This is a genomic window from Erwinia sp. (genome assembly GCF_049696395.1).
Lineage (GTDB): Bacteria > Pseudomonadota > Gammaproteobacteria > Enterobacterales > Enterobacteriaceae > Erwinia.
On the sequence record NZ_JBAVTT010000053.1, the window covers coordinates 23,341 to 39,691 of the forward strand.

The 16,351-nt window shown below is 55.2% G+C and carries 16 protein-coding genes; 9 read left to right on the forward strand and 7 right to left on the reverse strand.

The features are described 5' to 3' along the window. The first annotated feature begins 73 nt into the window (after positions 1–73). The gene (locus tag WCC56_RS07395) at positions 74–691 is read left to right on the forward strand and encodes a trimeric intracellular cation channel family protein (RefSeq protein WP_424691756.1); all 618 of its coding nucleotides are present in this window, start codon (positions 74–76) and stop codon (positions 689–691) included. On the opposite strand, the gene ligB is transcribed toward WCC56_RS07395, so the two are convergent. Further along, a complete protein-coding gene (ligB, locus tag WCC56_RS07400) occupies positions 666–2,357 on the reverse strand; it encodes an NAD-dependent DNA ligase LigB (protein ID WP_424691757.1) in 1,692 nt (563 codons plus the stop codon). The two genes, WCC56_RS07395 and ligB, sit on opposite strands and share 26 nt — an antisense overlap. After that, positions 2,354–2,785, reverse strand: coding sequence for a hypothetical protein (locus tag WCC56_RS07405; RefSeq protein WP_424691793.1), 432 nt, complete (start codon positions 2,783–2,785; stop codon positions 2,354–2,356). The genes ligB and WCC56_RS07405 overlap by 4 nt, the downstream gene beginning before the upstream one ends. Between WCC56_RS07405 and gmk the strand changes: the two genes are divergently transcribed. The 5 genes from gmk to recG are packed head-to-tail and all read left to right on the forward strand — an operon-like array spanning position 2,666 to position 8,486. Beyond that, entirely contained in the window at positions 2,666–3,232 is a 567-nt protein-coding gene (gene gmk / locus WCC56_RS07410) for a guanylate kinase (RefSeq protein WP_424691788.1), read from the forward strand. The two genes, WCC56_RS07405 and gmk, sit on opposite strands and share 120 nt — an antisense overlap. 53 nt (positions 3,233–3,285) lie before the next feature. After that, positions 3,286–3,561 carry a DNA-directed RNA polymerase subunit omega gene (rpoZ, locus tag WCC56_RS07415; protein WP_004154766.1) on the forward strand — a complete coding sequence of 92 codons (276 nt, stop codon included), beginning with the start codon at positions 3,286–3,288 and terminating at the stop codon, positions 3,559–3,561. Positions 3,562–3,582: 21 nt separating this feature from the next. After that, entirely contained in the window at positions 3,583–5,706 is a 2,124-nt protein-coding gene (gene spoT / locus WCC56_RS07420) for a bifunctional GTP diphosphokinase/guanosine-3',5'-bis pyrophosphate 3'-pyrophosphohydrolase (protein ID WP_424691758.1), read from the forward strand. 3 nt (positions 5,707–5,709) lie between these two features. Beyond that, on the forward strand, positions 5,710–6,408 hold the full coding sequence (trmH, locus tag WCC56_RS07425; protein ID WP_424691759.1) for a tRNA (guanosine(18)-2'-O)-methyltransferase TrmH: 699 nt from the start codon (positions 5,710–5,712) through the stop codon (positions 6,406–6,408). Further along, on the forward strand, positions 6,405–8,486 hold the full coding sequence (gene recG, locus WCC56_RS07430) for an ATP-dependent DNA helicase RecG (RefSeq protein WP_424691789.1): 2,082 nt from the start codon (positions 6,405–6,407) through the stop codon (positions 8,484–8,486). The genes trmH and recG overlap by 4 nt, the downstream gene beginning before the upstream one ends. A gap of 3 nt (positions 8,487–8,489) precedes the next feature. Here the strand turns inward: recG and WCC56_RS07435 are convergent, their stop codons facing one another. Then, a complete protein-coding gene (locus WCC56_RS07435) occupies positions 8,490–9,152 on the reverse strand; it encodes an SDR family oxidoreductase (protein ID WP_424691760.1) in 663 nt (220 codons plus the stop codon). 149 nt (positions 9,153–9,301) lie between these two features. On the opposite strand from WCC56_RS07435, the gene WCC56_RS07440 reads away from it, so the two are divergent. The 3 genes from WCC56_RS07440 (at position 9,302) to rluF (ending at position 13,418) form a co-directional block, all read left to right on the forward strand. Further along, complete coding sequence (locus WCC56_RS07440) at positions 9,302–10,690, forward strand: nucleobase:cation symporter-2 family protein (RefSeq protein WP_424691761.1); 1,389 nt, start codon at positions 9,302–9,304, stop codon at positions 10,688–10,690. Positions 10,691–10,818: 128 nt separating this feature from the next. Beyond that, positions 10,819–12,501 (forward strand): AsmA family protein, encoded by a 1,683-nt coding sequence (locus WCC56_RS07445; RefSeq protein ID WP_424691762.1) that lies wholly within the window; start codon positions 10,819–10,821, stop codon positions 12,499–12,501. A gap of 38 nt (positions 12,502–12,539) precedes the next feature. After that, positions 12,540–13,418 carry a 23S rRNA pseudouridine(2604) synthase RluF gene (rluF, locus tag WCC56_RS07450; protein WP_424691763.1) on the forward strand — a complete coding sequence of 293 codons (879 nt, stop codon included), beginning with the start codon at positions 12,540–12,542 and terminating at the stop codon, positions 13,416–13,418. A 16-nt stretch (positions 13,419–13,434) separates the two neighbouring features. Here rluF and fabY read toward each other — a convergent pair whose 3' ends face one another. Genes fabY through yihX form a run of 4 tightly spaced genes read right to left on the reverse strand, consistent with a single transcriptional unit; the run spans position 13,435 to position 16,333 of the window. Continuing rightward, the gene (gene fabY / locus WCC56_RS07455) at positions 13,435–14,373 is read right to left on the reverse strand and encodes a fatty acid biosynthesis protein FabY (protein ID WP_424691764.1); all 939 of its coding nucleotides are present in this window, start codon (positions 14,371–14,373) and stop codon (positions 13,435–13,437) included. Positions 14,374–14,429: 56 nt separating this feature from the next. Beyond that, positions 14,430–14,867 carry a D-aminoacyl-tRNA deacylase gene (gene dtd / locus WCC56_RS07460; RefSeq protein WP_424691765.1) on the reverse strand — a complete coding sequence of 146 codons (438 nt, stop codon included), beginning with the start codon at positions 14,865–14,867 and terminating at the stop codon, positions 14,430–14,432. Then, positions 14,864–15,736: a virulence factor BrkB family protein gene (locus tag WCC56_RS07465; RefSeq protein WP_424691766.1), complete on the reverse strand. Its 873-nt coding sequence runs from the start codon at positions 15,734–15,736 to the stop codon at positions 14,864–14,866. The genes dtd and WCC56_RS07465 overlap by 4 nt, the downstream gene beginning before the upstream one ends. Next, positions 15,737–16,333 (reverse strand): glucose-1-phosphatase, encoded by a 597-nt coding sequence (yihX, locus tag WCC56_RS07470; RefSeq protein ID WP_424691767.1) that lies wholly within the window; start codon positions 16,331–16,333, stop codon positions 15,737–15,739. Between the last annotated feature and the right edge of the window lie 18 nt (positions 16,334–16,351).

Sequence of the window (16,351 nt, forward strand, 5' to 3'; positions counted from 1 at the left end):
AGCCTTAAAAAAAATCAATCGTCAATCTGCTGTAGATCCTGCAGGCTTGCCGCCGATCACTCTGGAGCTGGCTATGTTACTTACTGTTCTCTACATCATCGGTATCACCGCTGAAGCCATGACCGGCGCTCTGGCAGCAGGGCGACGCAAAATGGATATGTTTGGCGTTATCATCATCGCCTCCGTTACCGCCATTGGCGGTGGGTCGGTGCGGGATATGCTGCTGGGGCATTACCCACTCGGTTGGGTGCAACACCCGGTCTATATCATCATCGTGGCCGCTGCCGCGGTGGTCACCACCCAGGTTGCCCACTTAATGCCGCACCTGCGCAAAGTGTTCCTGGTGCTGGATGCCCTTGGCCTGGTGGTGTTTTCCATCATCGGCACCAAAGTGGCGTTGGATATGGGCCACGCGCCGATCATTGCGGCAATCTGCGCGGTAATTACCGGTGTGTTTGGCGGCGTGCTGCGCGATATGTTCTGCAACCGCATCCCGCTGGTGTTCCAGAAAGAGCTCTATGCCGGCATCGCTTTCGCCTCTGGCTGGATCTATATCCTGATGTTGAAAACCCCGCTTTCCCACGAAGTGGTGATCACCATCACCCTGCTGTTCGGCTTTATCGCCCGCTTGCTGGCGCTGCGATTTAAGCTTGGTCTGCCCATTTTCAATTACCCTCATGCTGAACACTGATTGATGGCGCTGGGTCAGTGCGTAAAAAAGCGATTAGCGACTGCACATCAGGGTGCTGAAGGAATGCCACTATCTGACCTGCACGCCGCTCGCCAACATCGGGCAGACGCTGCCAGTCGGTTAACTTCTGCGAGAGCAAGCTCTGCCAGCTGTCATTATCCAGAGTGTGCAAAGCCTTATCAGGCACCGGCACGCCTAACGCTTTAACCCAGCGTTTGAACGGCTGCTGACGAGTCTGGTTGAACTGGTGATACAGCTGTCTGGCTTTTGCAGCAGGGATACCGGGGATCTGGCTTAATTGGTGTGAGGTTAAGGTCAGCCATGAGAAAAGATGAGAAAGCTGCCCGGACTGCATGATCAGCTGCCAGCTACTTTTGCTGACACCGGACATATTCAACGCGTTTTTACCACTCAACCAGACAAGCCGGGCGAGAAACTGCTCACGACAGATCGGCGTCCCGCTAAAACAGCTCAAAGAATGGAATAAGTTGGCGTCAGGCATCGCAGGAGATGTTCGATCCTTCACACGCCAGACCACCGCATCCAGCCTTGGAATGCCTTGCCCCGCCAGGCTGATGGCAACCTGATCGCCAGCCACAATATCGGCCTCCAACCAGCGGCGGAGCGACCCAACATTTACGCGACTGACCTGCTTATCATCCAGCTTCACCGGCGTAAGATTCAGTACCGTGCTTATTTTCCCGGTACGCCCAATCGGAAAGTCCACCGAACGCACTTCTGCCGTCACCGTCGCCGGAGGGTATTTCCAGGCCACCGACCAGGCGTTCTCCCCCGGCAGCCAGTAAACGCCTTTGCCGGGTTGGCTATGCACCACAACGCCGTCGGTGACAAAAGGCAGCGGTTGAGCAAACCAGCGTTCCCGCCAGCCAGCAACCTCTTGAGCATCCCGCACCGGTTTGCTCCACTCTGCCATCAACGGGAAACCCGCTTCGCGAAGCCTGGCTGTTTTCTGCTGTAACGTTGCCGGGCCATCCGGCCAGGCCCAGATAAAAATCCCCAGCCCGTTTAACGTTTCTGAAGGTTCACTGCGCCGCAGGGCTCCAGCCACCTTAGATCGGGCATTCGCCCCACCCTGTAAAACTTGCTGATGACCGGTCATCTTCAGATAGAGTTCCCCCTGCAGGGTGACAGACGCAGAGCCCAGCGAGACCTGCTGAGGAATGTCGGGAATAAAGCGGGCTTTTTCCGTCCAGTCTTCCCCCTGCAATCCATTTCCCCGGCTGATCAACTGGGTCAGTTTTCCTTGTTGGTAGTGCAGCGTGACGGCCACACCGTCTATTTTGGGCTGTACCCAAAGCACGCCCTTTCCCTCCATCCAGCGTGAAAGAGCATCCTGATCGCTCATCTTTTTCACCCCGACATGGGCAACCGGATGGAAAATTTTTCCGTTTCGGGCCAGTTCAGGCTGGCGTAGAGCGCTGGCCGGGGCAAAGCACTGTTGCCATGCCTGATACTTTTGCGCCAGCGCGTCATAGCGGTCGTCCGGGACGTTCTCTTTACCTGCCCGGTAATAAGCATCATCCCACTCGCTGAGCTGATTTTGCAGCGCCTTCATTTCCTGCTCTGCCCTCGCGGGTGTCCAGACCGGGCAGGAAGCCCGCGCGGCGACACAGAAAAAGACCAACACTACCCAGATATTTTTCATCCCTGCACTCCCTTCACTCTGCTGAGGAGATTAAAAGCAAAATGAGAACGGTTGGCGAGGGGCAAAAAACGGGGCTGGAATACGGCTCGAAAACTGATTCGCTTAGCATGAAAAGCTGCATCGATACCGCGACCGGCTTTCCATATTCTGAGAAAATGCGCCACCAGGGCGCTGAAACGCTGCATGAAGGGCATCAGCCGTGTATACTGTGCAGGAAGTAGACTCCGCTTTATTGGCATATCAAGATAATCATGGCTCAAGGCACACTTTTTATTGTTTCTGCTCCCAGCGGGGCGGGAAAATCCAGCTTGATTCACGCGTTGTTGAAAACGCAGCCGCTGTACGATACCCAGGTTTCCATTTCCCACACTACGAGGGGAGTGCGTCCCGGTGAGCATCACGGCGAACACTACTTTTTCGTCAACCATGACGAATTCCGCGACATGATTAAGGAAGAAGCTTTCCTTGAGCATGCGGAAGTGTTTGGCAACTATTACGGCACCTCGCGTAAAGCGATCGAGCAGGTATTAGCGACCGGCGTGGACGTGTTTCTGGATATCGACTGGCAGGGCGCGCAGCAAATCCGCCAGAAAATGCCACAGGCACGCAGCATTTTTGTCTTGCCGCCGTCGAAAGATGAACTGGATCGCCGCCTGCGTGGTCGCGGCCAGGACAGCGAAGAGGTTATCACCAAGCGCATGGCTCAGGCCGTGGCAGAGATGAGCCACTTCGCGGAGTATGATTACCTTATTGTGAATGATGATTTCGATCAGGCGGTGTCCGATCTGAAAACCATCATTCGCGCTGAGCGTCTGCGTATGGGCCGTCAAAAATCCCGTCATGACGCATTAATCAGCAAACTATTGGCAGACTGAGGACAACTCAGTATGATGCCCAGTCATTTCGTCACCCGTGGAGTATCACACTTATGGCACGCGTAACCGTTCAGGACGCAGTAGAGAAAATTGGTAACCGTTTTGACCTGGTTCTGGTCGCGGCTCGTCGCGCACGTCAGATGCAGGTTGGCGGTAAAGATCCGTTAGTTCCGGAAGAAAACGACAAATCTACCGTGATCGCGCTGCGCGAAATCGAAGAAGGTCTGATCACCAACCAGATTCTGGATGTCCGTGATCGCCAGGAACAGCATGAGCAGGAAGCCGCTGAATTGCAGGCAGTCACCGCTATCGCTGAAGGTCGTCGTTAATCACCAGCCTGCAGGTCGCCCTTGTATCTGTTCGAGAGTCTCAATCAACTGATTGAAAAATACTTGCCTGAGGATCAGATTAAACGCCTCAAGCAAGCTTACCTTGTCGCACGTGATGCTCACGAGGGACAGACGCGCTCCAGTGGTGAGCCTTATATCACCCACCCGGTAGCCGTGGCCTGCATTCTTGCTGAAATGAAGCTCGACCATGAAACGCTCATGGCCGCGCTTTTGCACGACGTTATCGAAGACACTCCCGCTACGTATCAGGACATGGAACAGCTGTTTGGTCAGACTGTTGCTGAACTGGTCGAAGGGGTTTCTAAACTCGATAAGCTGAAATTCCGCGATAAAAAAGAAGCGCAGGCGGAGAACTTCCGCAAAATGATCATGGCGATGGTGCAGGATATCCGCGTCATTCTGATCAAACTCGCTGACCGTACCCACAATATGCGTACCCTCGGAGCATTACGTCCGGACAAAAAAAGGCGCATCGCGTTAGAGACGCTGGAAATTTACAGCCCTCTGGCTCACCGCCTGGGTATTCATCACCTGAAAACTGAGCTCGAAGAGCTGGGTTTTGAAGCACTTTACCCCAACCGCTACCGCGTCATTAAAGAAGTGGTTAAAGCGGCCCGCGGCAACCGTAAAGAGATGATCCAGAAAATCCTCTCTGAAATTGACGGTCGTCTGCAGGAAGCGGGGATCCCCTGTCGCGTCAGTGGTCGGGAAAAACACCTCTATTCGATTTACTGCAAAATGCACCTGAAAGAACAGCGTTTCCATTCCATTATGGATATCTATGCTTTCCGGGTGATCGTCAGTGATTTCGATACCTGTTACCGGGTTCTGGGGCAGATGCACAGCCTCTACAAACCTCGTCCGGGTCGGGTGAAAGACTACATCGCTATTCCCAAGGCTAACGGCTATCAGTCGCTGCATACTTCCATGATTGGCCCGCACGGCGTGCCGGTTGAAGTGCAGATCCGTACCGAAGATATGGATCAGATGGCAGAAATGGGTGTCGCGGCGCACTGGGCTTATAAAGAGCAAGGTGAAAGCAGTACTACCGCACAGATCCGCGCCCAGCGCTGGCTGCAAAGCCTGCTGGAATTGCAACAGAGTGCCGGTAGCTCGTTTGAATTTATCGAAAGCGTGAAATCCGATCTGTTCCCGGATGAGATTTACGTTTTTACTCCGGAAGGCCGCATTGTCGAACTTCCTGCGGGCGCAACGCCGGTCGACTTTGCCTACGCCGTGCATACCGATATCGGACATGCCTGCGTTGGCGCACGAGTCGATCGTCAGCCGTATCCCCTTTCTCAACCGCTGACCAGCGGGCAAACCGTCGAGATCATCACCGCTCCGGGTGCGCGTCCTAACGCCGCCTGGCTGAACTTTGTGGTGAGCTCGAAAGCCCGGGCGAAAATCCGTCAGCTGCTGAAAAACCTCAAGCGTGAAGACTCCGTCAGCCTTGGCCGCCGTCTGCTGAATCATGCGCTGGGTGGAAGCCGTAAACTGGCCGAAATCCCGCCTGAAAATGTTCAGCATGAGCTGGAAAGAATGAAACTGGCGTCGATGGATGACCTGCTGGCTGAAATTGGCCTCGGCAATGCGATGAGCGTTGTGGTGGCGAAGAATCTGCAGCAGGGAGAACACGCCACGCCAGCTCAACCGCAGCCTTCTGGTGCTTCTTCGCGCAGTAAAATGCCGATTAAAGGCGCCGATGGCGTGTTGATCACCTTCGCGAAATGCTGCCGCCCTATTCCAGGCGATCCGATCGTGGCGCACGTCAGTCCGGGCAAAGGTCTGGTTGTGCACCATGAGTCGTGCCGTAACATTCGCGGCTGGCAGAAAGAGCCAGAGAAATACATGGCCGTCGAGTGGGATAAAGTCACCGAGCATGAGTTCGTGGCGGAGATCAAGGTGGATATGTTCAACCACCAGGGTGCGCTGGCGAACCTGACCGCGGCAATTAATACGGCTGAGTCCAATATCCAGAGCCTGAATACGGAAGAAAAAGATGGCCGGGTTTACAGCGCCTTTATCCGTCTGACGGCACGCGATCGCGTCCACCTGGCGAATATTATGCGTAAAATCCGCGTAATGCCGGACGTGATTAAAGTTCATCGCAACCGAAACTAACGCATGAATGCTCAACGCTATGCCCGCATCCTGGAGATGCTGGCCGCCCGTCAGCACGACCTGACCGTTTGTATGGAACAGGTTCATAAGCCCCATAACGTTTCCGCTGTGATCCGCACAGCGGACGCTGTTGGCGTACACGAAGTCCATGCGGTCTGGCCTGGCAGCCGGATGCGCACCATGGTCTCCTCAGCCGCCGGCAGCAACAGCTGGGTCCAGGTGAAAACGCACGGCACCATTTCTGCAGCCGTAAGCCACCTGAAAGGCCAGGGCATGCAAATTCTTGCAACCCATCTGTCTGATAAAGCAGTCGATTTCCGTGAGATTGATTACACCCGTCCAACCTGCATTCTGATGGGACAGGAAAAAACCGGGATCACTCAGGAAGCCCTCGACCTTGCCGATCAGGACATCATTATACCGATGATTGGCATGGTGCAGTCGCTGAATGTCTCTGTAGCCTCCGCGTTAATCTTGTATGAAGCACAGCGCCAGCGGCAGAACGCCGGGATGTATCAGCGGAAGGAAAGCACGCTGGAGTACAGTGAGCAGCAGCGTCTGTTGTTTGAAGGCGGCTATCCGGTGCTGGCGCGCGTAGCGAAGCACAAAGGCCTGCCTTATCCGGAAATTAATGATCTCGGTGAAGTGATAGCCGATCCGGAGTGGTGGGACACCATGCAAGCTTCGGTACGCAGAAAATGACCGGCCGCCTGCTGGATGCCGTCCCGCTGAATTCGTTGTCTGGCGTTGGCGCGAGTCAGGCAGGCAAACTGGCGAAGCTGGGGCTGGTGACCGTGCAGGATTTATTGCTGCACCTGCCGCTACGCTATGAAGACCGCACCCAGCTTTACGCGATTAACGATCTCCTCCCCAATGTTTATGCCACGGTAGAAGGTGAAGTGCTGCAAAGCGACATCTCCTTCGGCCGCAAGCGAATGCTGACCTGTCAGATCAGTGACGGCAGCGGCATCCTCACTCTGCGTTTTTTCAATTTCAACGCTGGCATGAAAAACAGTCTCTCTCCCGGCAAACGCGTCACCGCTTATGGCGAAGTGAAACGTGGCCAACGAGGAGCGGAGATTATCCATCCGGAATATCGCGTTCAGGGCGACAACAGCGTGGTTGAGTTGCAGGAAACGCTGACACCGGTCTACTCCACCACCGAGGGCATCCGCCAGGCTACTCTGCGCAATCTGACGGATCAGGCACTCGCTCTGCTGGATACCTGCGCCATTGCCGAACTGCTGCCGCCAGAATTAAGCCAGGGTATGATCAGCCTGAAAGACGCGCTGCGCACGCTGCATCGTCCGCCGCCGGATATGGCATTAGCGGAACTGGAGCACGGCAAGCATCCCGCCCAACGGCGGCTGATCATGGAAGAGCTGCTGGCGCACAATCTCAGTATGCTTGCGGTCCGCGCTGGTGCTCAGCGTTACCACGCGTTATCCATGCCTGCACGCCATGATCTGAGTAATAAATTACTGGCGGCGCTACCTTTCAGCCCGACAGGCGCACAGGCGCGTGTGGTGCGTGAAATTGAACAGGATCTTGAGCACGACTACCCGATGATGCGTCTGGTTCAGGGTGATGTAGGATCAGGTAAAACGCTGGTCGCCGCACTTACCGCGCTGCACGTCATCTCCTACGGCAAGCAAGTTGCGCTCATGGCGCCCACTGAACTGCTGGCTGAACAACACGCCAACAACTTCCGCCAGTGGTTTGAACCGCTGGGGATTGAAGTCGGCTGGCTGGCAGGAAAACAGAAAGGCAAAGCGAGACTGGCTCAGCAGGAAGCCATTGCCAGCGGTCAGGTTTCGATGATCGTCGGCACGCACGCCATTTTCCAGGAGCAGGTGCAGTTCAACGGCCTGGCACTGGTGATTATTGATGAACAGCACCGCTTTGGTGTGCATCAACGCCTGGCGCTATGGGAAAAAGGCGAAGAGCAGGGTTTCCATCCTCACCAGCTGATTATGACCGCCACGCCGATCCCACGGACGTTGGCGATGACAGCCTATGCTGACCTTGATACCTCGACCATCGATGAGCTGCCGCCGGGCAGAACGCCGGTGACCACGGTCGCCATTCCGGATACCAGAAGACCCGATATTATCGCCAGGGTGAAGAGCGCCTGCAGCGAAGAAGGCCGTCAGGCTTACTGGGTTTGCACTTTGATTGAAGAATCTGAACAGCTGGAGGCTCAGGCGGCAGAAGCCACCTGGGAAGAACTGAAGCTTGCCCTGCCTGAATTGACCATTGGCCTGGTGCATGGCCGCATGAAGCCAACGGAAAAGCAGGCGGTGATGCTGGCATTCAAACAGGGTGATATCCACCTGCTGATCGCCACAACGGTGATTGAAGTGGGCGTGGATGTCCCCAACGCCAGTCTGATGATCATTGAAAACCCGGAACGACTGGGTCTGGCTCAGCTCCACCAGCTGCGCGGCCGTGTAGGTCGTGGTTCAATCGCCTCGCATTGTGTGTTGCTGTATAAGGCGCCGCTGAGCAAAACGGCTCAGAAGCGCCTGCAGGTGCTTCGCGACAGCAATGACGGCTTTGTGATTGCACAGTGCGATCTCGAAATCCGTGGGCCGGGCGAAATGCTCGGCACCAGGCAAACCGGCAACGCTGAATTCAAAGTGGCGGACTTACTGCGTGATGCCGCAATGATCCCCGAAGTTCAGCGTGTGGCCCGCCATATCCACCAGCACTATCCGGCTCAGGCCCAGTCGCTGATTGAGCGCTGGCTGCCAGAAACTCAGCGCTACACCAACGCCTGACCGTTATTGACCGCTGTAACAAGCCAGCCCTGCCACCGCTTCATTGACGGCCTGCTCACCGGCCGTCAACTCAATGATGACTCTCTTTACCTCAGGCTGATCTATCAGGCTGTGCAAGACCGCAGCGACGTCGGCTCTTGGCACCGTGCCATAAGGAATAGCCAGACCCAGGCGCACTTTCCCCGTACCTGACTCATTAACCAGCGTGCCTGGGCGTAGAATAACCCAGTCCAGCGCGGTTGCCGCCAGCATCACATCAGCCTGCTTTTTTACCTGCATATAGTGTTCGAAAGTTGGCGAGATCTTCCTGGCCCGACCGGCTTCAGGGAAGGCAGAAACCAGCAGAAAGCGTTTTATACCTGCCAGCCTGGCCGCTTCAGCCGCAAATTTGCAGCCGCGTCCGTCAATGCCGTCAGTCTGTTCGATACCCGCGCCTGCTGCTCCGGCAGAGAACACCACAGCGTCGCAGCCTTTCATCGCCTCAGCCAGCTTTTCACCGCTGGTGTTCATCAGATCAACGTTAACCGGTTTAACCCCATCCGCGACCAGATCATCCACCTGACTTTCGCTGCGGTAAACACCGGTCACCTGATGCCCGGCCTTGACCAGACTCTTTCTTAAACGGCTGCCGACGCCACCCGTTGCACCAATAATAAATACCTGCATTTGTTCCTCTCTCAGTGGACGTGCTTCCCCTTAGTCTAGTGAACAGCGAGCCGTTTCGCTGCGATAAGCCTGAACAACCCCCGGCAAACGTTTGCTTTTGCTCTCCAGACGATTAAAATCGCCACTTTGTTCGCCAGAGAAGCCAGAGAATGTCCGCCAATATCCCCAATGCAGATGCCAGCCGCACGCCAGTTCCACCGGTAAACAGTGAGTTAATCTACCGCCTGGAAGATCGTCCTCCGCTGCCGCAAACCCTGTTTGCAGCCTGTCAGCATCTGCTGGCGATGTTTGTGGCGGTGATCACCCCAGCCTTATTAATTTGTCAGGCTTTGGGTCTGCCGGCGCAGGATACTCAGCACATTATCAGCATGTCGCTGTTCGCTTCGGGCGTGGCTTCCGTGCTGCAGATTAAAACCTGGGGCCCGATTGGCTCTGGTTTACTGTCCATTCAGGGAACCAGTTTTAACTTCGTTACTCCGTTAATTATGGGCGGAATGACGCTGAAAAATGGCGGCGCAGACGTACCAACCATGATGGCCGCCCTGTTCGGTACACTGATGCTGGCCTCCTGCACGGAAATGGTTCTTTCGCGCTTTCTGCACCTTGCCCGCCGCGTGATCACCCCGCTGGTTTCCGGCATTGTGGTGATGATTATTGGCCTGTCGCTGATCCAGGTTGGCCTGACCTCAATTGGCGGCGGCTTTGCGGCGATGAACGATCACACCTTCGGCGCGCCAAAGAATCTGATGCTGGCTGGTGCGGTACTGCTGGTGATTATTCTGCTTAACCGCCAACGTAACGCGTATCTGCGCGTTGCCTCATTGGTGATTGCGATGGCCGTTGGCTATCTGCTGGCCTGGGCGCTCGACATGCTGCCTGAAAACACCGCACCGGCGAATCAGGCGCTGATCACCCTCCCAACCCCGTTCTACTACGGTCTGGGCATCGACTGGAATTTGCTGATCCCACTGATGCTGGTCTTTATGGTGACGTCACTGGAAACCATCGGGGATATTACGGCCACTTCGGATGTCTCAGAGCAACCGGTGACTGGGCCACTTTATATGAAGCGCCTGAAAGGTGGCGTGCTGGCAAACGGGCTGAACTCATTCGTTTCTGCACTGTTTAACACCTTCCCTAACTCGTGCTTCGGGCAGAATAATGGGGTGATCCAACTGACCGGCGTGGCAAGCCGCTATGTCGGCTTTGTGGTGGCACTGATGCTGATTGTGCTGGGTCTGTTCCCGGCGGTTAGTGGCTTTGTGCAGCATATTCCAGAACCTGTACTGGGCGGAGCGACACTGGTGATGTTCGGTACGATTGCAGCTTCAGGGGTGCGAATTGTTTCCCGGGAGCCGCTAAACCGTCGTGCGATCATGATTATGGCCCTGTCGCTGGCCGTGGGTCTTGGCGTCTCTCAGCAGCCGCTGATCCTGCAATTCGCACCTGACTGGTTGAAAACGTTACTTTCTTCCGGCATTGCCGCTGGCGGGATCACTGCTATCATTCTGAATCTGCTGTTTCCACAGGAAAAGTAATCTCGTCTTGTGTCATCCTGTGGGGATGCGTAGAGGGTCTTCGGGCCCTCTGCCTCTGCTGAGAGTTGAGCTTCGATGATAAATCAGGCATAACAACCTTTTACCCGATGTTTACAGGGACAGATGCCATGAAAGTAATCGGAAAAATTCTGCTGACCATTCTGCTGATCCTCCTGCTGGCAGTAGTGGCTCTTTATGTTGTGGTGCAAACCCAGTGGGGAGCCAAATGGATCAGCCGTACCATCAGCTCGCACACCGACTATCAGCTGGCGATGAGCAAGCTGGAGCATAACTTTTCCGCCCCCGATCGTCTGATCCTCAATGATGTCTCCTTTGGCCACAAAACACAGCCCGCCATGGTGACCGCCAAACGTGTCGATCTTGGTCTGAGTCTGATTCAGTTTACCCAGCCCCTCCATTTCGCCAGCATCTTGCTGGAGAGCGGCACGCTGAATATTGCCAACCATGGCGCACCTCTCCCGCTGCAAGCCGATAAACTGCAACTGACTCAGATGGCCGTGAACAGCCCGGATAGCAGCCTGCCCGTTTCGGCAACCCGTGTAGATGGCGGCGTTTTGCCGTGGAAACCCCAGGCAGGTGATTTCATCGGCAGGGATGCCAGTTTCCAGATGAGTGCGGGTTCCCTTGAAATTGACGGTATCCCGGCCAGCAACGTGCTGATCCAGGGCCGCATCAGCAATAAGCAACTGGTGATGAGCAACATTGGCGCCGATGCCGCACTAGGCTCGATCACGGCAAGCGCGCAACGTGATGCTCAAGGTAACTGGGACGTCGCCAATTTGCGTCTCAACAGCATCCGCCTGCAATCCGATAAAACCCTCAGCGGCTTCCTTGACCCACTGTTAGCCCTGCCTTCCGTCCATTTTGATCGCATTGATATGACCGATGCCCGTCTGCAGGGAACGGACTGGGCGGTGACGGATTTGGATATGGCGCTGAAAAACATCACCCTGAAAAACGGTGACTGGGAGAGCAAGGACGGGTCGTTATCGATGAACGCCAGCACCTTTGTGAACGGCAGCCTGGAGCTCAACGATCCGATTGCGAACCTGACTTTTTCCCCTCAGGGCGTGGAGTTGACCCAGTTCAGCTCACGTTGGGTGAATGGCCTGATCCGCACTGAAGGGAGCTGGAACCGCAGTGACAAGAAGCTCACGCTGGATGAACTGGCTGTTGCTGGCCTGGAATACACTCTGCCGCAGAACTGGCGTGAGCGCTGGATGGCCCGTCTTCCGGACTGGCTGAGCAGTGTGGAAGTGACCAAATTCGCCGCCAACCGCAATCTGATCATTGATATCAATCCAGCCTTCCCATTCCAGATGACCTCGCTGGACGGCAACGGCCAAAATCTGTTGATGGCGAAGGATCATCAGTGGGGGATCTGGTCAGGCAGCCTGAGCCTCAACGCTGCTGAAGCCACCTTTAATCGTGTGGACCTGCGCCATCCGTCAATTGCCCTGACTGCTGACGACAGCAAAGTGAACGTGACTGAAATGAGCGCGTTCACCAAAAACGGCATGATTGAGAGCCTGGCGACCCTTTCCCAACAGCCACAACGCGCCCTCTCACTGACAATGAACGGTCGCCAGGTGCCGGTTAACCTGCTGCATGACTGGGGCTGGCCAACGGTTCCGCTGGAAGGCGATGGCGAACTGCAGTTGAAAGCGCAGGGAAATCTGGCGGCTGATGCCCCTTTAAAACCGACGGTGACCGGAACGCTTTCTGCGACCGCTGGCGATAAAACCGTACAGCAAACCCTGCACGCTGGTCAGGTCACTGGCGCGCAGTAACGCAGGTAAGGTATAGTCCGTTTTTTTACGGAGGAACCATGCTGACCAACTCATCCATTCGTCTTAACAAATACATCGGCGAGAGCGGTATCTGTTCTCGTCGTGATGCCGATCGCTATATCGAACAGGGAAATGTTTTTATCAACGGCAAGCGTGCCGCCGTGGGCGATCAGGTATTTGCCGGGGATGTGGTAAAGGTTAACGGTCAGCTGATTGAGCCTCGTAACGAAGACGACCTGGTGCTGATCGCGCTGAACAAGCCCGTTGGCATCATCAGTACCACTGAAGAAGGCGAGCGCGATAACATCGTTAACTACGTTAACCACAGCAAGCGCGTCTTCCCTATCGGTCGTCTGGATAAAGAGTCCCAGGGACTGATTTTCCTGACCAACCACGGCGATCTGGTGAACAAAATCCTGCGTGCAGGCAACGATCACGAGAAAGAGTACGTGGTGACGGTAAATAAACTGGTCACTGACGAGTTTATTACCGGACTGGGCGCCGGTGTGCCGATGCTGGGCACGGTGACCAAAAAATGCAAAGTGAAGAAAGAAGCGCCGTTCGTGTTCCGCATCACGCTGGTTCAGGGGCTGAACCGCCAGATCCGCCGGATGTGTAAGCACTTTGGCTATGAAGTGACCAAACTTGAACGTACGCGCATCATGAACGTCAGTCTGAAAGGCCTGCCTGTTGGCGAATGGCGTGATTTTACCGATGATGAGCTGATCGAGTTATTCAGACTGATCGAGAACTCTTCCTCCGAAGAAAACCCGGAGAAGAAAGCCAAACCGAAGGCCAAACCAGCGGCCGTGAAAAAGCCGACAATCGGTGGCCCGAAAACAGCTGAAAAGCCCACGGCAAACGCCGCTGCCCGTAAGCGTTTTGCCCAGCCTGGACGCAAAAAGAAAGGGCGCTAATTCAGCGCCCTTCCCGTTACCCGCCGGATCCGCCCAGTTCAAGGGGCCCTTCATTGTCGGCGGGTAGCACGATGTAAACACCTTCAAACACCGCTCCGCACACTTCATTGCCAAACAGTTCCACTTCCAGCTGCACACGCGCTTTACGCCCCCGCGCCAGTCTGTCCAGATCGCCACTCAGAGAGCCCAAATCCGCTACTGCGCCCGGTTTCCCGGTAATGGGATGGCTGTAACGAATATGCGCATCCGCCAGAATGATGGTGCCGCCAAGGCGGCGTTCCCGCAGCAGCAGCCAGATTAACCCCCAGCCGGTGAGCGTAGCCAGCGAGAACAGGCTGCCAGCGAACAAAGTATGATGCGGGTTCTGGTTACCGGTTTCCGGCATGGTGGTAATAAACTTCTGCCCGGTAAACTGCAAAATGCGCACGCCCATCTTTTCGCTCAACGGGATGTGATCATACCAGGCCTGCTGCAGCTGCCCGCACCAGTCGGCGCGGTGCAGAATATCGTCCAGCGACATCACCGGCTTAATCATCAGGAAATGGCGCACCGGCGTGGTTTGCGGCACCGTAATTTCACCCTGATTGATGTAACCGAGCTTGGCAAAGAATTCGACAGCATCTTCACGGGCGCTACAGACCACCCGCTTTGCCCCTTCCTGACGCGCCACAGACTCCAGCGTCATCGCGACCAGGGTACCCAGCCCTTTGCCCTGTACGGAAGGATGAACCGCCAGGAAGCGGATAGCAGCCTCATTTTCCGCATTAATATACAGGCGGCCAACCGCTACCGGTTCACCGCGCTCATCCACCACCATCTGATGATGCGCTAACGCATCCCAGGCATCCCGCTCTGAGCCCATCGGCTGATGGAGCGGCTTACGAAGCATTTCCCAGCGGAACTGATAGTAGGTATCCAGCTCTTCTGCTGTTTCAGGAACCCGAAGGTGATACATAAAGTGGTTCTCTCTCTCTGAGCCCGCAACGCCTCCCTGCCGTTCAGCCAGCTGCCTCAAACCTGCAGCCAGAACGTCACCGGTCCGTCATTGACCAGCGAAACTTGCATATTGGCAGCGAAACGCCCCGTTTCCGTGACGATCCCCTTTTCCCGGCAGCAGCCAATAAAGGCTTCATACAACCGCTCAGCGTCAGCTGGATCGGCACCGCCGGAGAAGCTGGGACGCATACCTTTCTGCGTGTCGGCAGCGAGGGTGAATTGGGAGACTACCAGAAGGCTGCCGCCAGCCTGCTGGACATTCAGGTTCATTTTGTCGTTTTCGTCGCCGAAAATTCGATAACCCAGAACCCGATCGCATAAACGCTGGGCTTTTTGCTGGTCATCGCCTTTTTCCACGCCTAAAAGGATCAGCAATCCCGGGCCGATTTCGCCGGTGGTTTCTCCTGCCACCTTCACACTGGCGCTCAGCGCGCGTTGAATTAAGGCAATCATACTTCCTCATTTTCTTTTTTTTGTTCTTCTAGTTTCATCAGGCGGTAGTCGCTAAGGGTGGCACTGATTTCGGCCCCCAATAATACGATACACCAGGTCCAGTAAACCCACAGGAACAGGATGGGGATAACCGCCAGCACACCGTAAATTAACTGGTACGAAGGGAACATCGTAACATACAGCGCGAAGCCCTTTTTCCCCAGCTCGAACAGCAGCCCGGCTACCAGCGCGCCAATCAACGCATCCTTTCCCGGCACCTGGCGAGTCGGCACGATGCTATAGAGCAGCCAGAATGACAGCCAGGAGAGCAGTAACGGGAAAATCCTCAGCCCATAGTCAATCAGCCAGCTGACGCCCGTCACGGACGCCCAGCGCAGCGAGAGCAGATAGGAGCTGATGGCCAGACTGGCCCCCGCCAACAAGGGCCCCAGCGTCAGGATCATCCAGTACACCGCAAACGAGTAAACAATCGGGCGTTTACGTTTGCTCCGCCAGATGGTGTTCAGTGCGGTATCAATGGAGTACATCAACAGCAGCGCCGTGACCACCAGCCCGCAAGCGCCCACCGCCGTCATTTTGTTCACGTTGGCAACAAACTGCTCAAGATAGCTCTGGATCACCGTACCCGAAGAAGGAACAAAGTTATTAAAAATAAATGCCTTCAGCTGAACACTGACATTGGCAAAAGACGGAAAGGCGGCAAACAGCGCAAAAACTACCGCCACCAGCGGTACCAGTGACAGCAACGACACATAGGCAAGGTTACCAGCCAGCGTGGTCATCGCATCTTCATTGATGCGTTCCCACAGTAATTTGAGCCAGCCCCAAAAAGCACGCAGTCGGTGTCGGTAATGGTTAATTTGACTCATTCAGATACGGTCGCTGAAGAACATCGGCACTACATTGGCATCGGTAACATGCACGCTGTGAATACCTAAAGCCCGCGCCGCTTCAATGTTGGCAAGATTATCATCGAAGAAAATCGCCTCCTGAGCGGATTCATCTTCGGCATTCAGCAACTGCTGGTAGATTTCGGGCTCAGGCTTTCTCAGTCCCATCTCCTGGGAGAGATAAAGCTTATCCGCCGCCTTCTGCACTTCCGGGTACTGAGTCGGCCAGAAAGTACAATGCAACTTGTTGGTATTGGAGAGGATAACAACGCGATCGCCCTGCTCACGTAGCTTGTGCATGATGGCAATCACTTCTGGTCGCACGCCAACAAAAACGGCCTGCCAGCCAGCGGCAAACTGTTCGAAGCTTAAAGCGATATCCAGCTGTTCGCACATTTTTTCCGCGAACTCTTCATCACTGATTTCACCGCGTTCGTGCTGTTCGAAAGACTCGTCCATCTGGAAACGGCTTTGCAGTGTAGACAGCGGTACGCGTCCCAGATCGCTCCAGACACCAAGAACCCGGTTGAAATCAATATCAACAATGACGTTACCTAAATCAAAGATATACAGCATGCTCATCTCCTTTTGTGC